Annotated in this window: 16 protein-coding genes; 8 read left to right on the top strand and 8 right to left on the bottom strand. The window is 58.4% G+C overall.

Annotated features, from left to right (window positions below; translation table 11 throughout):
- Positions 1-6: 6 nt before the first annotated feature.
- Positions 7-636: a malonic semialdehyde reductase gene (locus CVS29_RS15690; protein ID WP_110107293.1), complete on the bottom strand. Its 630-nt coding sequence runs from the start codon at positions 634-636 to the stop codon at positions 7-9.
- Between the two features lie 205 nt (positions 637-841).
- Here CVS29_RS15690 and CVS29_RS15685 point away from each other — a divergent pair, with 205 nt between their 5' ends.
- Positions 842-2128, top strand: a complete 1287-nt coding sequence (locus tag CVS29_RS15685; protein ID WP_110107261.1) for an ATP-binding protein — start codon at positions 842-844, stop codon at positions 2126-2128.
- A 45-nt stretch (positions 2129-2173) separates the two neighbouring features.
- Here the strand turns inward: CVS29_RS15685 and corA are convergent, their stop codons facing one another.
- The 3 genes from corA to CVS29_RS15670 all read right to left on the bottom strand — a co-directional run bounded on the left by corA (position 2174) and on the right by CVS29_RS15670 (position 4974).
- Positions 2174-3169, bottom strand: a complete 996-nt coding sequence (corA, locus tag CVS29_RS15680) for a magnesium/cobalt transporter CorA (protein ID WP_110107260.1) — start codon at positions 3167-3169, stop codon at positions 2174-2176.
- A gap of 42 nt (positions 3170-3211) precedes the next feature.
- On the bottom strand, positions 3212-3727 hold the full coding sequence (locus CVS29_RS15675) for an Lrp/AsnC family transcriptional regulator (protein WP_110107259.1): 516 nt from the start codon (positions 3725-3727) through the stop codon (positions 3212-3214).
- Between the two features lie 215 nt (positions 3728-3942).
- Positions 3943-4974 carry a nitronate monooxygenase gene (locus CVS29_RS15670; protein WP_110107258.1) on the bottom strand — a complete coding sequence of 344 codons (1032 nt, stop codon included), beginning with the start codon at positions 4972-4974 and terminating at the stop codon, positions 3943-3945.
- Between the two features lie 17 nt (positions 4975-4991).
- On the opposite strand from CVS29_RS15670, the gene CVS29_RS15665 reads away from it, so the two are divergent.
- Entirely contained in the window at positions 4992-5906 is a 915-nt protein-coding gene (locus tag CVS29_RS15665) for an N-acetylglucosamine kinase (RefSeq protein ID WP_245932281.1), read from the top strand.
- 89 nt (positions 5907-5995) lie between these two features.
- Here the strand turns inward: CVS29_RS15665 and CVS29_RS15660 are convergent, their stop codons facing one another.
- Positions 5996-7015, bottom strand: coding sequence for a LacI family DNA-binding transcriptional regulator (locus CVS29_RS15660; RefSeq protein ID WP_245932280.1), 1020 nt, complete (start codon positions 7013-7015; stop codon positions 5996-5998).
- Between the two features lie 206 nt (positions 7016-7221).
- On the opposite strand from CVS29_RS15660, the gene CVS29_RS15655 reads away from it, so the two are divergent.
- The 4 genes from CVS29_RS15655 (at position 7222) to CVS29_RS15640 (ending at position 12350) form a co-directional block, all read left to right on the top strand.
- Positions 7222-9174: a glycoside hydrolase family 35 protein gene (locus tag CVS29_RS15655; protein ID WP_245932279.1), complete on the top strand. Its 1953-nt coding sequence runs from the start codon at positions 7222-7224 to the stop codon at positions 9172-9174.
- 39 nt (positions 9175-9213) lie between these two features.
- On the top strand, positions 9214-10173 hold the full coding sequence (locus CVS29_RS15650; RefSeq protein WP_146213078.1) for an ABC transporter substrate-binding protein: 960 nt from the start codon (positions 9214-9216) through the stop codon (positions 10171-10173).
- 92 nt (positions 10174-10265) lie between these two features.
- Entirely contained in the window at positions 10266-11483 is a 1218-nt protein-coding gene (locus CVS29_RS15645; protein WP_110107256.1) for a pyridoxal phosphate-dependent aminotransferase, read from the top strand.
- A gap of 12 nt (positions 11484-11495) precedes the next feature.
- Positions 11496-12350: a PPK2 family polyphosphate kinase gene (locus CVS29_RS15640; RefSeq protein ID WP_110107255.1), complete on the top strand. Its 855-nt coding sequence runs from the start codon at positions 11496-11498 to the stop codon at positions 12348-12350.
- Positions 12351-12404: 54 nt separating this feature from the next.
- Here CVS29_RS15640 and CVS29_RS15635 read toward each other — a convergent pair whose 3' ends face one another.
- Together CVS29_RS15635 and xseA are read right to left on the bottom strand one after the other, a co-directional pair.
- Positions 12405-12632, bottom strand: coding sequence for an exodeoxyribonuclease VII small subunit (locus CVS29_RS15635; protein ID WP_110107254.1), 228 nt, complete (start codon positions 12630-12632; stop codon positions 12405-12407).
- A complete protein-coding gene (gene xseA, locus CVS29_RS15630; protein WP_110107253.1) occupies positions 12629-13945 on the bottom strand; it encodes an exodeoxyribonuclease VII large subunit in 1317 nt (438 codons plus the stop codon). The genes CVS29_RS15635 and xseA overlap by 4 nt, the downstream gene beginning before the upstream one ends.
- Positions 13946-14106: 161 nt before the next feature.
- Here xseA and CVS29_RS15625 point away from each other — a divergent pair, with 161 nt between their 5' ends.
- Positions 14107-14940 carry a hypothetical protein gene (locus tag CVS29_RS15625; RefSeq protein ID WP_110107252.1) on the top strand — a complete coding sequence of 278 codons (834 nt, stop codon included), beginning with the start codon at positions 14107-14109 and terminating at the stop codon, positions 14938-14940.
- A 10-nt stretch (positions 14941-14950) separates the two neighbouring features.
- Entirely contained in the window at positions 14951-16030 is a 1080-nt protein-coding gene (locus tag CVS29_RS15620; RefSeq protein ID WP_110107251.1) for a 4-hydroxy-3-methylbut-2-enyl diphosphate reductase, read from the top strand.
- Positions 16031-16103: 73 nt separating this feature from the next.
- On the opposite strand, the gene CVS29_RS15615 is transcribed toward CVS29_RS15620, so the two are convergent.
- A complete protein-coding gene (locus CVS29_RS15615; protein ID WP_110107250.1) occupies positions 16104-17366 on the bottom strand; it encodes a DNA recombination protein RmuC in 1263 nt (420 codons plus the stop codon).
- Positions 17367-17371 lie beyond the last annotated feature (5 nt).

The following is a 17371-nucleotide window of genomic DNA, read 5'->3' as shown; positions in this document are numbered from 1 at the left end:
AGATTATTACAACGTTACGGTTGCGGAGTCAAAATCCAGCCGGGGAAGGCGCTGGCGATCGATAACACCGCTGGGCTTGCCCAAGTTCACCACCATGAATGCGCTATAAGAGGTATTTGCATTAAAGTGGGCGTCAACTCCTGAGGCATCGAATCCTGTCATGGGTCCTGCCGCAAGGCCTGCTGCACGCGCAGCAAGAATGAAGTACCCGGCCTGCATATGCGCATTGGTAACTGCCATGGTATTGCGGCTATCAAGGTTTTTTTCAAAGGTGGGAGCCATTGAGGCCATGTGCGGCGTGGTGCGCTCAAGCAGGTTGTGCCATTCGTTGGTGTAGCTCAGAACGGCAACCATGGGGGCGGCGAGGGTCTTGACTTTATTGCCCTCATTCATGTGCTCAACCAATTGCGCGCGGGCTTCACTGGATCGGATCCAGGCGATGCGTAACGGCTGAATGTTCATGGCAGTAGGGCCCATTTTGGTCAGCGTATAGACGGCCTGCAGCGTCTCGTCGCTGATCTGTTCATCAGCCCAGCTGTTGGCCGTGCGAGCCTCCAAAAAGAGGGCCGCTGCAGCATCACTGTCTAGGATGAGTTCGCTGTCCAGGTCGAATTCGCGGGTTATCTCGATGGTCATGATGCAACTTTCTGTGGGGAAAATGTTCTCATTTGGATTTAGCGTTGCTGGAGCGGGTTTTGTTTCCAGAAACGGCGTGAAGTTAACCACAGGGCGTTGCCTCAGAGCTCGGGGCAGCTCCAAAGTGAGCGTCGCAACAATTTCTCTGATGAGGCGGGGCGTGCCATGATGCATTCACTGGCTAACGCAAAGGAGCGGCAGGGACATGAGCGCATGGACAATCCGGGATTTTCATTCACAAGATGTTGAAGGCATCCTTGCCCTGTGGCAGTCGCTGCGTGAGAGTGATGTGGCGCCTGTCTATGATCTTTCCGAAGTTCTTGCTTCCTGCGAGAAGGACCATGCCGTGGTGGCGGTACAAGGCGAACAGGTCATTGGCGCCGCGGTTGCCAGGGCCGCTCACGATCAAGGCTGGATCGTTTTCCTAGCCACCGTGCCGAGCTTCCGTGGGCGCGGCATTGGCACCATGCTTCTGGCCGCTGTGGAGAACCGGATGGTAGCCCATGGCCTGAATAAACTCTCCGCACTCATGCCTGAGACCCAAACGCGGGTAGAGGCTTTCACCAACCGAGGGTTCGTGGTGAAGAAGAATCTGCGCTACTTTGAACGGCGGATCCCGGTCCAGCGGGCAGAGCGCGGCGCACTGGACGAGCTTGGCGGAAGGGTTCTGCCACGGGACCTCTGGGACCGTGTTGCGGGCATGACGGCAGAGAAGGAATTACTTGAGCGAAGGCTTGTGCTGCCTTTGGCAGAGCCGGAGCTTGCGGAGGAATTCGGAGTGGTGCCGCCGCGCGCCGTCGTTCTTTTTGGTCCTCCAGGAACGGGAAAAACCACCTTTGCCAAGGCCATTGCGTCCCGTCTTGAATGGCCTTTTGTGGAAGTCTTTCCGTCCCGGCTGGCAGGGGAGCCCGGCGGCTTGGCCGGTGCCCTGCGCCAGACGTTCCTGGAAATTGCGGAGTTGGAGCACGTAGTTGTGTTCATCGATGAGGTGGAAGAGATCGCCTCGCGGCGGTCCGGCGAGCCGCCGTCGCCCATGCAGGGTGTCACCAATGAGCTGCTGAAAATTATTCCGGCGTTCCGCGACCAGCCTGGTCGGCTGCTGGTGTGTGCAACCAACTTCATCCGCTCGCTGGATTCCGCGTTCCTGCGCCACGGCCGTTTCGATTACGTGATCCCGATCGGACTCCCTGATGAGGCGGCTCGCTCTGCTATGTGGAACCGCTTCATTCCGGCCCATGTGGTGGCGGAGATTGACGTACAGGCGCTGGTGGGGGCCAGCGCCGGATTCTCCCCGGCTGACATTGAGTTCGCTGCCCGCAGCGCCTCCCAGCGAGCGCTGGAGAAGGCCATGGCCGACGGCGCGCCACTCACCGGCCGCCGTGGCCCGGTCACAGAGAACTACCTAGAAACCATTGGCGAGACCACGGCCACCGTCAGTGATGCCGTGGCTGAAAGCTTCCTTGATGACATCGCAGCACTGGCTAGGACCTAAGCGGCACAGGTCACCACAGCACAGCCTTAGCAGGCGCAGCCCGGACTAAAGCCAGGTCTTCTTTTTGAAGATGAGATACATAACAAGGCCCACCAGGAACATCAAGGCCAGGGCAAAGGGGTAGCCCAGGCTCCAGTGAAGCTCCGGCATGTTCTCAAAGTTCATGCCGTACACCGATCCCACAAAGGAGGGGGCAAATAAGATGGCGGCCCAGGATGAGATCTTCTTCATCTGCTGATTTTCGGCTGCGCTGGCTTCATTTTGACGGTTGGTGGTCAGGGTCCCGTCCACGATCAGGGCATTTTGCAGGAGATCACGGAAGGAGTCGGCCTGGGCGGTGACAATTTCAATGTGGTCTTCTATATCGCGCAAAAAGCGCTGCAGCTCAACGTTGACGTGGTATTTCTCGAATCCGTTTTTGAGTTTTTCCAGCATGCCCCGCAGTGGGTGGATGGCGCGCTGGAATTGGGTGACTTCCCGGGACAGTTGATAAATGCGCCGTGAGACGTGGGGGTCGCCGGAAAAAAGCTGGTCCTCAATCTCGTCGATATCGTTTTCCAGACCCTGGACTACGGGCTTGTAGTCATCCACAACCTGGTCCAAGATGGCGTACAGCACGGCTTCGGGACCTTGCGCCAGTAAATCCGGATCTGACTCGAGCCGGGATCTGGTTGAAGCCAGTCCTGGTGTTTCGGCATGGCGGATGGTGATGACGAAGTCTTTGCCGGTAAAAATGTGAAGCTCACCGAACTCCACAGCCTCGGTCTCATCAAAGTATCTGGCGGGCCGTAGCACGGTGAAGAGGACGTCGTCGTACCGTTCCAGTTTGGGCCGCTGATGGGCTTTGATCGCATCTTCTACAGCCAGCTCGTGTAGCGAAAATTCTGCAGCGAGCGATTGCATCTCAGCTGCGTCGGGACGGAAAATGCCTATCCAAGCCATGCCGTCGCAAGAATCCATAACCTCGTAGGTCTGATCTAGGCTGTTGGGATTGGCAAAGCGCAAGCCGTCAACGTATACGGCGTTATCAATAATGCTCACCTGCCTATTATGGGTGAGGTGAGCGGTAAAAGTGTTCCGAAGCTAGTTCAACGGACCCGCGTGGCCGGGCATGTGTTTGAACACCAAGGTGGTCTCAGTATGACCAACCACGGGGTCGGTGGTGAGGTTATCCAGAACCCAGTCACGCAGAGCGTCGGTGTCTCGGACGGCAATATGCAGCAGATAATCTACGGAACCAGAGGTGTGGAACGTCGAGAGCACCTCGGGAAGCTGCGGGACCCGCCCTGTAAAGGTGTCAATCTGGTCCCGGTCATGAGCGCGCAGCCTAACGGCTATGAGGGCCTGCACGGATCTACCAATCGAGGCGAGGTTCAGCTTCGCTTCAAAGCCTTCGATGGCGCCACGTTCCATGAGGGCCCGGGTGCGCATCAGGGCTGTGGACGGGGCAATTCCCACGGCGTCGGCAAGGTCCCGGTTAGTGATCCTGGCATCCGCCACTAGCGTGTCAATGATCTGCCGGTCGACGGCGTCCAAGGGTTCCGCATGGAGACCCGCCTGAGCCGTGTCGCGCCGAACGTTCTTCGCGTTTGATGCCATGGGATCCTCCAAGGTATACGTGGCTGTCGGAAATGTCGGCAAAAATGCCGTCCGTAAGTTCGCCATTCTAGCAAATTCCCGAACAATTGGGCTATCAGCCCAGCGGTAGCGCAGCCCGGCGCCGGCCCAGCGTAAGCATCAGCCCGGCGCGGGAGTGGGGTGGGCAGCGGTGCGGCCGCTGGTGGCGCCTATTCACTCGAGGTTCGTGGAGAAAATTAGAGTTCGTGCAGAAAACTTCCCACTACCGCGGCTGCGGGCCCGCTCTGCGCCGATTTCCAACCGATCCCGGCCCAGAGGTTCACAGCGCGGGGATCTTGCGCGGCGGCAGCAGCGCTGCGCAGGGGCGCGGTCAGGAAGTGAACCTCGGGATAAGCCTCAGGTGCGCAGGCGGTGTGCTCACGGACAAACTCGTTGACCAGCGCCCTGGCCGGCTTGCCGGTAAAGGACCGTGTCATGGCGGTTTCGTTGTAGAACGGGTCTGCCAAGGCATCCTTGTGGAGCTGCCGGGCGCCACTCTCATCGGTGCGGATGAGAGCAGTTCCAATTGCCACCGCAACAGCTCCGGCGGCCAAAGCGGCTTTGGCATCAGAGGGGCCGCTGACGCCGCCCGCGCCTACCAACGGCAAGCTAACAGCCGCCCCGATTGCGGCAACCAGCTGGGCCAGCGTACCGCTGGCATCGGGTGGCGTCGCTTTTGACGGCAGGAAAGCGGCGGTGTGCCCACCCGCACCTGCGTGCTGAACAATCAGAGCATCCACACCCGTAGCGCCAGCCGCGAGAGCCTCAGCCACGTTCGTCACGGAGGCAGCCACCCGGGTGCCAACCTTGTGCAAGCTGGCCACCACTTCGTTGGACGCCAGGCCAAAAGTGAAACTGACCAGCGGAACTGGATCTGCCAAGAGCAGGGCCATCTTCTCGGTCCAATAGTCTTGCACTTTGTCCTTATCTGGTGCCACGGCGGGCAATTGCGCCCCGTAGCGCTGTGCGGTGGAGCGCAGGGAGGTCCGGTAGGCGGAAAGAGCAGCCACGCCACGTGCACTCAAGGGAGCATCCCGGGGAACAAATAAGTTCACACCAAAGTCAAGTCCTGTGGCCCGCAAGGGGGCAATATGTGCGGCGAGCTGGTCAGCAGTCTTATAGCCTCCGGCGGCGAAGGCAAAGGCGCCAGCACCTTGGGCAGCCAAGGCGAGTTCCGTCGTCGTGGTTCCGCCAGCCATGGGTGCGGCAATCAAGGGTGTGATGAACATGGCATTAGTCTAGGTGTGTGGACAAAAACCCCTTGAACTTTTCCTCTGCCCCATCGCGCTTTGTTGGGCTGGACATTGGCGGCTCGAAAACGCGAGGCATCGTCTGGACGGACGGCCTTATCAGTAGTGACGCCAGCGTAGGCAGCACCAACGTTCAGAATGTTAGCCGGGAAACCGCCGTAGAGAACATGGCAGCGTTGTTCGCCGCACTGGATGTGGACGGGGCGAGCCGGCTCCTTGCCGGTGCTGGGGGTGTTGATACGGACAGCGATGCCCGCGCACTCAGGGAACTCATTGCTCCTTTTGTGCCGGGTGCCCAGATTGACGTGGTGCATGACACCCGGCTGTTGCTGGCGGCGGCAGGCCTGAGCTTCGGAGTTGCCGTGATTGCCGGGACAGGCTCCGCCGCTTGGGGGATCAACGAGGCAGGAGAGCAAGCCCGCGCTGGTGGGTGGGGCTACCTGCTGGGGGATGAGGGAAGCGGATACTGGTTGGCACGCGAGGCTGTCAGGTACAGCCTGCGGCGAATGGACGCAGGCAAGGACGTCGATGCGCTGACGGCCGGGCTGCTCAAGTATTGCGGACTGAGCGAGCCCCAATCACTCATTGCCCATTTCCATCAGGGTACAACCAGGCGCTATTGGGCGGCTGCCTCACCGGTGATCTTCGCGGCAGCGCAAAGCGGCCATGAACACGCACTGGAACTGGTGGACCGTGCAGGATCAGATTTGGCCGGGTTGGCAGCCGAAGTTGCCACGGCGCTGAACCTGACGGGCCCGCTTGTGCTGGGCAGCGGGTTAGGCAGCAATGTGCCAGCCTTGCAGGCCGCAGTCGCCTCCCACGCAGCTTCGCGGGGGATGGGTGAGGTGCAAATTTTGCGCCAGGATCCCATTTTTGGCATCCCACTCCTGATCGCGCAGGACAGGAACTAGCGCGGGCCTGGCCTTGGGTGCGGGCCCGGCCTGCGGCTCGCGCAGGGCAGGAACTAGCGCAGACCCGGAGCGCTCAAACTTGGGGCCTTCTAGCCGGCCGGCGGTGGTGCGGTGCTTGCCCGCACAATGAGTGTGGGTTTGAGGATGTCCTGACTGCTGACCGCTTCTGGATTAGTGATCTGGGCAACGAGCCGTTGCACAGCGCGCCGGCCCGTATCTTCAAAGGACTGACGGATGGTAGTTAGTGGCGGGTTTGAAAATTCGGCCAGGTCAATATCATCAATGCCTACCACTGAGACGTCTTCGGGAATGCGCCGGCCAAGTTCGCTCAGCGCCCGGATAACACCAAAGGCCATTTCATCGCTCGCCACAAGAATTGCTGTGACCTCGGGCATCCGCCCCAAAATTAGTCCATTGCGGTAGCCGGACTCCGGGCTCCAGTCTCCGTGCAACTCCGGGGGAACTTCCCGGCCGGCCTCTTGGAGCGTTCGTCGCCAGCTCTGCAGGCGGCTTGAAGCGTCAGACCAGTCAGCAGGTCCGGCCACATGCCAAACCGTCTTGTGTCCCAACTCCAACAGGTGCCGGGTTGCCAGGACTGCTGCCATGTCCTGATCAACGCCAACCATGCGATCGCCCATCCCGGAGGATCCGTCAGTGTTGACGGTGGGGATTCTTGCCGTGATTTTTTCCACCGTCTCCACGGCTTCTTGGAGCGGTGCGGCAATGATGATGCCGTCCACTCCTTGGGAAACTAGGCGGCTCACCGCGTCGATGACGCTTTGTGCACTCAGGCTGGACGTCACCGAGTTCACGGTGTAGCCAGCTTCGCGGGCTCCCAGTTCAACACCCAGCGAGAGCGATGAGCGTGAGTAATTATTGGTAGCCAAGGTCAGAACGCCAATGGTCTTTGACCGCCCTGTAACCAAGGCCCGGGCGGTGTAGTTCCTTCGGTAGCCCAGCTCGTCAACAACGGCCATTACCCGCCGGCGTGTGCTTTCTTGAACGTTGGGATGCTCATTGAGCACCCGGGATACCGTCTGCGCGGACACGCCCGCTGCTGCCGCGACGTCTCGCATTGCCGGACCGCGCTCAAATTGATGGGTGCTCATGGATTTCCTTGGGGTGGGGAAGCTGGCAGCCAGCGTGGAGCATTAGCTTCGGTTTGTCTGCAAGCCTAGTTGTTATCATGTAACATAGCGTGAATTCAGCTGGCGATGGCGTTTCATGTTTCATGAATCGGGTTTGATCGGCTAAAATTGTTATCAATAACAGAGTTGTTTTTTTCTGTGACGAATCCCTAGTGCCAGGAGTTTAGTTGTCCACGTTCATGACCTCGTCAGAGATGGCCGGTAGTTCGGAAGCCACTTTGGTAGAAGAGAACTTCCCGCCTGCGAGGCCAGCGCCCGCATTGAGCTACTCGGCTCGCTTGCTCTTCAAATATGGACAGCCTCACCGCATTATTGCCGGCGCCATCCACTACTTCAGGATTCATCCGGAACAATGGCAAGACAGAATTGACCGGCTGGTTGCCATGGGTATCAACACCTTGGACACCTACGTTGCATGGAACTTCCACCAGCCCTATGAGGATGTGGCCCCGGACTTCACCGGCTGGAAAGACCTCGCCAAATTCATCACGTTAGCTGGCGAATCCGGACTTGATGTCATAGTGCGTCCCGGCCCCTACATCTGTGCCGAATGGGACAATGGCGGATTCCCCTCATGGGCGGTTTCTGATCCCGAGATGGTGTTGCGTTCTTCTGATCCCTTGTTCACCGGCGTTGTGGAGAAGTGGTTTGATCAGTTGCTGCCCATCATTGAGCCGTTGCAAGCGTGCCATGGCGGGCCGGTAGTGGCGGTCCAGATTGAAAACGAATACGGCAGCTACGGTGATGACAAAGAGTACCTGCGCTGGAACCGCAAGGCGTTGCTGGACCGCGGCATCACGGAAATTCTTTTCACGGCCGACGGCGGCACCGACTACTACCTTGACGGCGGCTCCCTGCCTGACACTTGGGCAACGGCAACGTTAGGCTCCCGTGGCGAGGAAGCGGATGCTGTATGGCAGCGCAGGCGTCCCGGCGAGCCCTTCTTCAACGTCGAATTTTGGAACGGTTGGTTTGACCACTGGGGAGAGGATCACCACACGCGCGGAGGCGTGGATGCGGCTGCCGAGGCTAAAAAGATCCTTGATCTTGACGGTTCCATCTGCCTGTACATGGCACATGGTGGCACAAACTTTGGGCTGACCTCCGGGGCAAACCATGATGGAGCCATCCAGCCCACTGTCACCAGCTACGACTCTGATGCGCCAATCGCTGAAGATGGCCGGCTGACAGAGAAGTTTTATGCAATGCGGGAAGCATTTTTCGCCGCATCGGGGCGTGAACTGACACCCATCCCAGTGCACTTGGAACGTCCGGGCGCTGTGATCCCCGCCTGCACCTTCGAGCTGACCCGCGGCACAGCATTGCTAGATTTTGTGCGTGCCATCAAACCCGTCCACAGCATCAAACCCATGTCTTTTGAAAAACTCGGACTGGACCGCGGGTTGGTCCACTACAGTGCCAAGGCCGTTCTGCCCGTGGGTGAGGCCACCATTAAGATCTGTGACTTGCACGACCGCGCCTATGTGTGGGTGGACGGGAAATACCAAGGAGTTCTGACCGACGCTACTTGCGAAGAAGGCGTCAAAGTTACCACTGCAGGAGGCCTGGCAGCAGTGGAAATTTTGGTGGAGAACCAGGGGCGTATCAATTACGGACCCTTCTTCGGGCAGGGTAAGGGCATCCTGGATGGTGTTTTGATCAATCAGCGTTACATCTTCCAATGGGACCAGCGCCCAGTGAACTTGGAAAAGCCACTCTCAGAATTGCTCCAGGTAGGTACGGCGGAGGACAGTTCAGATAACCTGGAAAGCCCCAATTCTTCCGGCACCAAGGAAAACCCTGCCACGGACGGGTCCGCGGCCACTGATGGCGCCGGGGCTGGATATTTCCACGGTGAACTGCGGATCGAGAAAGCTGCTGATACGTATCTTTCCCTGCCCGGCTTCGGCAAGGGTGTGGTCTGGGTCAATGGCTTCTTGCTGGGCCGCTTCTGGGAGGTGGGACCGCAAGTGACACTGTATGTTCCGGCGCCACTGCTGAAAGCTGGTGCCAACAAGATCACAGTGCTTGAGTTCGAACATGGTGGAACCCATGCGGAACTTCACGAGGAACCCAATTTGGGCCTTATCGGGGTAACGTATGTTGAGGATTTGGGGTGAGACCCAGTTAGCAGCAGTCAATCTAGCAGGGAGTAAAAGGTGCGCAAGAGGCTGATTGCCACGTTGAGTGCGTGCCTTCTGCTCGGGACGCTGACGGCGTGCACTCCTGAACCGATTGTGAGCGTCCCAAGCGCCTCGATGAGCACTGATGTGCCAGCACTGCGGATTGAGCCACTGATCTCACCCTCTGGTGTAAATGCCCAAGAGGGTGAACTGGTGGGTCATGCGTATGCGGCGGCGCTCAAGGCTGCAGGAATTAAAGCTGAGGTGGGGACAACCCCGGGGTCGGCCCAGGATGCATGGTCCAACTTGATAGCTGGCAGCATAGACATTGTCCCGGCTTACTCGCGCGAGCTCTTGTCTGCAGCCGTTCCAAGTGTTGCTCCAGAGACTCCTGCGGACGTTCTGAGCGCCTTGCAAGAAGTCCTGCCGGAGAGCATCAGCGTGTTGGATCCGGCCAAGGCCATTGTCGGTGACAGCTTGGTGGTCACGGCGGAAACGGCAGAAAAATACCAGCTCAAAACCATTGCGGACCTTACCAAAGTTTGCAACAAATTGCTGCTGGGAGGCACCGCTGACTTTCAAAACAGCGGCCGGGGACTGGTAGGTTTGGGCACCGATTACAACTGCGTGCCGAAAAAGTTTGTGGTGTTAAAACCGCTTTTTGACGGCAGTCGTGATGACGTCTTGTGGGCGTTGCTAAGAGATGACATTCAAGTGGCGGATATCCATATTTCTGCACCGGCCATTGACGATAACTCGCTAGTGGTGCTCACTGACACCAAAAAACTGTTCTTGGAACAAAATATTGTGCCGCTGGTCAGCAATTCCAAGGTTTCCGCTGCCGCCCAGGGGATTCTGAATAAGGTCAGTGCCGCGCTGACCACGGACGAGCTGGCGAATCTCAACAGGCTCGCCCAGGACCGCCACTTCGCCAATTCATCTGAAGCAGCTGCCGCGTGGCTGATTCAAGTGGGCTTGGTAAAAGCAGGCTCCTGACGCCGGCCCAACAGGCCACTTGATTGGCATTGGCCCGCCCGCCGCGTTGGTTCCAGCGGAAAAGCGGGGCCTGGATGTGCCATATTGGTTAAATGGCAGAATTTACCCAATCCACCAAGCTTCACAACGTTCTCTACGACATCCGTGGACCTCTGCTGGCGAAAGCCCAGCAGATGGAATCTGAAGGTCACCGGATACTGAAATTGAACATCGGTAACCCGGCTCCCTTTGGATTCGAAGCTCCCGATGCCATCTTGGTGGACATGATCCGCCATCTACCCCACGCCCAGGGGTACACGGATTCCCGCGGAATATTCTCCGCCCGTACCGCGGTAGTGCAGTACTACCAGACGCGTGGTATTCAGAACATTCATGTAGATGACGTTTACCTTGGAAACGGGGTGAGTGAACTCATCACGCTCTCCTTAATGGCATTGCTGAATAACGGTGATGAGGTGTTGATTCCTACCCCGGACTATCCGCTGTGGACGGCCTCCGTAAGCCTTGCAGGTGGCCGGCCGGTGCACTACCTGTGTGATGAGTCCAATGAGTGGTGGCCGGACCTTGAGGATTTGGCGTCAAAAATTACGCCAAGGACCAAAGGCCTTGTCATTATCAACCCCAACAACCCCACCGGAGCGGTGTATCCGGCACACATTGTTCAGGGCATGGTTGATCTGGCGCGCAAACATGATCTGGTGGTGTTCTCTGACGAAATCTACGAGAAGATCCTCTATGACGACGCCGTCCACATCAATACGGCCAGCCTCACCGGAGACGATGTTTTGTGCATGACCTTCAATGGTTTGTCCAAGGCGTACCGGATCTGTGGGTACCGTTCAGGCTGGTTGGCGATCTCCGGACCGAAGGCGGCTGCCGCGGACTATCTGGAAGGCATTAACTTGCTGGCCAACATGCGCTTGTGCGCCAACGCGCCGGGTCAGCATGCCATCCAAACCGCGCTAGGCGGTCATCAGAGCATCACGGATTTGATCTTGCCCGGCGGGAGGCTGCGCGACCAGCGAGATCTTGCCTACCGTATGCTCAATGATATTCCGGGAGTTTCCGTCAACCAGGCCAAGGGCGCACTGTATTTGTTCCCCAAGCTTGACCCGGAGGTTTACCCCATCAAGAATGATGAGAAGTTCGCTTTGGACCTATTGGAGTCACAAAAGATCCTCATCTCTCACGGGCGGGCGTTCAATTGGACCCAGCCAGATCATTTCCGCCTCGTCACACTACCCAATGTCTTGGATTTAGAAGAAGCCATTGGGCGGATTGCTGAGTTCCTGAGCACGTACAAACCCTAGGAAAGGCCCACCGTGTCCCTACCGCTTGGTTTTACCGATCACCCCTCCGAGCTCTTGCGCGTGGGAGCAGGCTTTACCCTGGCGCAGCAGCCTACCAATGCTGCCCCGGGATTTACCGGGGGCAAGGCCGAGGGCGTCGCAACCCTATCCCAGCGTGCGCCAGTCTTAGCGCGGCTCCAAGAGCAGCTCTTTGCTGAGAGCCGTTTTGGTGGAAAAAAATCGGCACTGCTGATTTTGCAGGCAATGGACACAGCTGGCAAGGGCGGTATTGTTGGCAGGTTGGTGGGTGCAGTGGATCCACAGGGTGTTAAGCTCACCACCTTCAAAGCTCCTACGGAGCAAGAAGCTGCCCACGATTTTTTGTGGAGGGTGCGTCCTGCGGCGCCCGGGGCCGGGATGTTGGGAGTCTTCGATCGATCCCACTACGAGGATGTGCTCATTCACCGGGTTCATGGTTGGGCTGACGGAACTGAACTGGAACGCCGTTACCGCGCCATCAATGACTTTGAGGCGGAAATGGCAACAGCAGGTACCACCGTGGTGAAGGTGATGCTCAACGTGGGTCCAGATGAGCAACTACAACGACTCTCTGCCCGGCTGCACGATCCCACCAAGTACTGGAAATACAGCCCCACGGATCTCGATGAGCGCGCTCACTGGCCCGCCTATATGGCTGCCTACCAAAAGGTATTTGAGAAGACGAGCACGGAAATAGCACCCTGGTACGTGGTCCCGGCTGACAAGAAATGGTATGCCCGCATTGCTGTTCAAGAAATCCTGATCAAGGCACTGGGCGGGTTGAATCTGCAATGGCCGGCTGGCGATTTCGACTTGGAAGTAGAACGGGCCCGGTTGAAGGACGCCTAATCCGGGTGGCCCGGGAATATCTGCGCTCGCAGCAGACCACCCGGGCTATCCTCATTACTGGTTATCGGATCGAGCTGCGTCCAGGCGGGCTTTGGCGCCTTCTAACCACTCTTCACAACGTTGAGCCAAGGCTTCGCCACGCTCCCACAGGGCCAAAGAGTCTTCCAAACTGGAACTTCCGGCTTCGAGTTGGTTGACAACTCCCATAAGTTGCTCACGGGCCTGCTCATAGCTGAGGGCTGCAATGTCTGCGTTCTGCGCGGGTGCTGCTGCGGGGCTCATGTCTGATCCTCTGTAAGTGTGGTGGCTAAATCTGTTGTGGCTACTGCCGTTGGGGCTACCTCGTGGGTGGCGATGGGGCCGCTTCCTTGGGCAGTGAAATCTCCGCCGGCAACACGAACTTTCAATGGTGTGCCGTTGAAAACCTGTGCGGGAGATCTGACGATGCTCCGGTCCTCTAATTGGACTACCGCGTATCCCCGGTCAAGGGTTTTTTGGGGTGAGAGTGCCCGGACCTGAGCCCTCAAGTGCACCAGTTGGTCTGTGTGTCTGCCGACCTGGGTGCGCACGGCGGTCAAGGCCCGGCTGGACAGTGCGGCGACGTCGTCGGCCCGGGAATGCAACATTACGTGGGGGTTGGCCAGGACAGGGCGGGTGCGCAGATACGCCAACCGCTCAGTTTCACGCTCCAACAGCTCCCTAATGCGGCGGTTGAGCTGGGTGCGAGCCTGACCGAGGCGCTGCAATTCCTCACCCACGTCAGGCACGATTCGTTTGGCAGCATCAGTGGGGGTAGACGCCCGTAGATCAGCAACCTCGTCCAGGAGTGGGCGGTCGGCCTCGTGGCCGATGGCGCTAACCACCGGGGTCTTCGCGGCCGCAACAGCGCGAACCAGAGATTCGTGGCTAAACGGTAAAAGATCCTCTAAGGATCCGCCACCGCGGGCAATAACAATGACGTCAACCCGGGGGTCGTGATCGAGCTCTTCCAGGGCGGCGATGACGCCACTGACAGCGTTGACACCTTGGACCGCGACTTCACGCACCTCAAATTCAACAGCCGGCCAGCGCAGCGAGGCATTGCGCAGGACATCTTTCATGGCATCGGAGTTACGTCCCGTAATGAGACCGATCCGGTGGGGGAGAAGTGGCAGTGGCTTCTTCCTGCGTGGATCAAAGAGCCCCTCGGCGGCCAAGGCTTGACGCAGTTTTTCAATGCGGGCCAACAAATCGCCCAACCCAACGGGCCGGATGTCCATGCCTTGCATGGAGAGGCGGCCGGTCTTGATCCAAAAATCGGGTTTGAGCTGTGCCACCACGCGGGAGCCTCGCTCCAGCGGCGCTTCCAACCTACTCAGTACCGAACCCCACACAGTGACGCTCAGGGACACCTCTGCATCAATGTCACGCAACGTAAGGTAGCTGACATTGGCGCGCTTATTCAGTTCGATAACCTGCGCCTCAACCCATGTTGCGGGAGCCTTTTCAATGTGTGCCTTTAACTTCTGGCTCAGCATTTGCAAAGGCCATGGGTTCTCGGCAGTGGTCTGCGCAGCCGTAGGCGCAAGGACCTTTCGCTCCGGTGCTTCCGCCATGAGGTATCGCCTTACTTTTGTTCCGGGTGGCTGGTTCGGTCAGGCCCTGATGCTTGATACAACTGTATCTTCACGCACTGACACGGAAGCGCAGCTATCCACAGTCTTGCACTAGAATTGGCAGCTACCATCGGGATGAAAACGTAGCTTGGGGACCTCTAATGCGCAGTGCAGCTTCCGCTCTTCTTGTGATCGTAGCTCTGCTACTGGCCGCCGTTGCCGGCCCCGCCTTGTGGCTACAGCGCAACGTTGTTGACGGTCCAGGATTCACCCAATTGGCGGGTCCGCTGGGCAATAACAAGGACTTTCAAGAGGGCCTAACTGCCTTGGTGAGCGAACAAGCCACGGCTTCTTTAAACCTGCCACCGATGCTCAACGACCTTGCGGGGGCGCTGATCAAAACTGCCGCCCGGGCAATTTACACCGATCCCGGTTATGAGCAGGCTTGGACCGAGACTCTGCAACGCAGCCACAACCTCACCTTCGCTGCAGCTGGAAACAACGACATCGAGGGGGACCTAAAACTGGACATTGCCCCGCTGGTTCAGCTGGTGGCCGATAACGTCACCAAGAATATAGGCGTTCCGCTGCCAACACCCCAAGACGTGGTGGTAACTGCGGATCAGCCCAAGGTAGCCCAGGTACTGCCCATAATGACCATCCTCGGAGCATGGTCGGGATGGCTGGCACTGATCGCAGCAGTCCTTTTTGTCTTGGGCGTGGTGGTCGCCAAGCGGCGTGCATTGACGCTCATTCTTGGGGGTGTAGGGCTGGCGATCGTTGCCCTGCTGTGGCTGATGGGTTCGGGGTTTGTGGAGAGCACCTTGGCCGGACTGGCAGTGGGCCCGGAAGTTGCACAACAGTTTGGGCGTGAACTGGGAGCACTGGCACGGGATAGCTGGCAGCGCGGTATAACAGCCACACTTATTGCAGCTGGGGTGTTGGCTGTGTGCGGTGGTGCAGCTCTCATAATTAAGCGCTCGCGCACCACGTAGGATGATGGGTATGAGCACCACTGCCGTTTCCTTGTCAATGCCCGTCGTTCCGCGTCGTCGCAGGTCGCCCGAAGAGGTGGCTGCTGCTGCCCCGGTGACCGGGGAAAAACGCGTTCTCCTGGCAGCGCCGCGCGGCTACTGCGCCGGTGTTGACCGTGCAGTGATCGCGGTGGAGAAGGCGCTGGAACACCACGGAGCACCTGTCTATGTGCGTAAGCAGATTGTCCATAATGTCCATGTGGTGACGTCGCTGGAAGCTCAGGGTGTGATCTTTGTGGAAGAGAACGAGGAAGTGCCCGAAGGGGCCCTAGTAGTCTTTTCCGCTCATGGTGTTTCACCGGCCGTGGTGCAGTCAGCTGCTGACCGTGGCTTGCGCACCATTGATGCCACCTGCCCTCTCGTGACTAAAGTCCACAAAGAGGCGGTGCGTTTTTCCAAGGAAAACAAACACATCCTGCTCATCGGCCATGAAGGCCATGAGGAAGTTGAAGGCACCTACGGGGAAGCCCCGGAAAGCACCACCATTGTCAACAACCCGGAAGAAGCCCGCACCGTGCAGGTGCAGGATCCGGAGAATTTGATCTGGCTCTCGCAGACCACGCTCTCTGTTGATGAAGCCATGGAGATTGTTGAGATTTTGCGGGCCCGGTTCCCGAAGTTGCAGGACCCGCCCAGCGATGACATTTGCTATGCCACCACCAACCGTCAAGGTGCCATCAAGGAGATCGCCCCGCAGGCGGACCTCGTCATCGTGGTGGGTTCGGCCAACTCCTCCAACTCAGTGCGTCTGGTTGAGGTGGCCCTTGAATACGGCGCCAAAGCCTCCTACCGTGTTGACTTTGCTCACGAAATTGATGAGACCTGGTTTGAAGGTGTGGCCTCCGTTGGTGTGAGCAGTGGTGCCTCTGTTCCGGAGGTTCTGGTGCAAGAGGTGTTGCTCCTGCTCGCCGACTACGGCTACGCCTCCGTGGAGGAAGTCGTCACGGCTAAGGAAGATATCTTGTTCTCCCTGCCCAAGGAACTACGGGCCACCATGAAGGCGGCTGGTGATCCTGACTACAAGGGTGTGCGCAGCTCCAATCTGCTGTAAAAACCCGCGAAGAAAAGCATGAAAAACAGAATGGGCCAGCCACTGGGGACCGGGCCATTCTGCTCTTAAACTGCTAACTGCTAACAGCATCGATTCCATCGGCGCTGAACTCTTCGTCGGTGCTGAACCCGGCGGCAGTGTTGCGCTGAGAAGAGCTAAAATCGCGTGTGTTGAACTCTGGAGCGGTGAGTAGGCGTGGAGTGTTTTCCACTTGAGCCGGGGTCTCCAAGGTCTTGGGATCCAGTGCGTTGAGCTTCCGGGCCGTGGGCAGAACTCTGCCCTCAAGGGTGCCCACGAGCTTGTTGTAACGGTCCACACTGGTTTTCAGTGAAACACCCACGGCAGAGACTGCTTCTCCCATAGTGCCTAAACGTGTGTATAGCTGGGCTGAGAGTTCAAAGAGTTCCTTGGCGCTTTCGGTCAGCACGTCCTGGCGCCAGCTAAAAGCCACCGCCTTCAGAATGGCCATGAGGGAGATGGGAGATGCCAGAACCACGTTCTTGGACAGGGCGTAGTCAAGAAGCTCTGGATCTGCGCTCAAAGCTACGGAAAGGATGGATTCCACCGGAACAAAGCAAATAACCAGTTCGGGGGAGTTCAGCGCTGAGCTCCAATACTTCTTGCCGGCCAAGGCATCGATGTGAGCCTTAACCGCCTTCGCATGGCGAGCCAAGTGTTGTGCGGATGCGGCGCTGTCTGTTGGGCCGGCGTCGTGCGCGTTGAGGAAGGCAGCCAAGGGGACCTTTGCATCAAGGACCAGTTCCTTGCCGCCGGGCAGCCGCACCACCATGTCTGGGCGGTGCACGCCGTCATCAGTTGAAGAGTGGACCTGTTCGAAGAAGTCCACGTGGGCCAACATGCCGGCAGCTTCCACCACGCGGCGCAGCTGGACTTCGCCCCACTTGCCCCGGGCACTGTTGGAACGCAAGGCGGCCTCCAGTGAGGAGGTTGTGGCCAGTAATTTGGCGTCAGCGTCCCGCGCATCACGAAGCTGCTCCGCGAGTTGGCCATACTGTTCAACACGGTCGCGTTCCAGCAAGGAAACCTGACGCTGGACAGCATTGAGCTTCTCAGAGACCGGACCCAGTGCCTGCAACACGTGGGAATCGGAACCCTGCTGCGCCGTCAGAGCGTAATTTTGCGATGCTAGGAGCCGGCGCTCGGCATCAGCAGCTGCAAAATTCGCTGTGAGCGCGGAGGCCCGCTCATGGGCGGCATCGGCTTCCTCGTTCGCGGCGCGCAGCCGCGCCATCAGCACCCACGCCACTGCCGCAGCACCGAGTACGGCGCCAACCACCAACATTAATATAGCTACAAGCCAGCCAATTCCATTCATGGAAC

The sequence above is a fragment of the Arthrobacter psychrochitiniphilus genome (assembly GCF_003185915.1).
Classification (GTDB): domain Bacteria; phylum Actinomycetota; class Actinomycetes; order Actinomycetales; family Micrococcaceae; genus Specibacter; species Specibacter psychrochitiniphilus.
Note: the sequence above shows the minus strand (reverse complement) of the source record. Positions and strands in the feature narration are given on the sequence as shown.

Excerpts from the sequence above, each read along its gene's own strand:
- CVS29_RS15670 (WP_110107258.1), bottom strand. The coding sequence starts at position 4,974 with ATGTTCATCACACCCTTGATTGCCGCACCCATGGCTGGCGGAACCACG.
- CVS29_RS15615 (WP_110107250.1), bottom strand. The coding sequence starts at position 17,366 with ATGAATGGAATTGGCTGGCTTGTAGCTATATTAATGTTGGTGGTTGGC.
- CVS29_RS15645 (WP_110107256.1), top strand. The coding sequence starts at position 10,266 with ATGGCAGAATTTACCCAATCCACCAAGCTTCACAACGTTCTCTACGAC.
- CVS29_RS15690 (WP_110107293.1), bottom strand. The coding sequence starts at position 636 with ATGACCATCGAGATAACCCGCGAATTCGACCTGGACAGCGAACTCATC.
- CVS29_RS15625 (WP_110107252.1), top strand. The coding sequence starts at position 14,107 with ATGCGCAGTGCAGCTTCCGCTCTTCTTGTGATCGTAGCTCTGCTACTG.
- CVS29_RS15675 (WP_110107259.1), bottom strand. The coding sequence starts at position 3,727 with ATGGCATCAAACGCGAAGAACGTTCGGCGCGACACGGCTCAGGCGGGT.
- xseA (WP_110107253.1), bottom strand. The coding sequence starts at position 13,945 with ATGGCGGAAGCACCGGAGCGAAAGGTCCTTGCGCCTACGGCTGCGCAG.
- CVS29_RS15620 (WP_110107251.1), top strand. The coding sequence starts at position 14,951 with ATGAGCACCACTGCCGTTTCCTTGTCAATGCCCGTCGTTCCGCGTCGT.
- CVS29_RS15660 (WP_245932280.1), bottom strand. The coding sequence starts at position 7,015 with ATGAGCACCCATCAATTTGAGCGCGGTCCGGCAATGCGAGACGTCGCG.
- CVS29_RS15685 (WP_110107261.1), top strand. The coding sequence starts at position 842 with ATGAGCGCATGGACAATCCGGGATTTTCATTCACAAGATGTTGAAGGC.
- CVS29_RS15635 (WP_110107254.1), bottom strand. The coding sequence starts at position 12,632 with ATGAGCCCCGCAGCAGCACCCGCGCAGAACGCAGACATTGCAGCCCTC.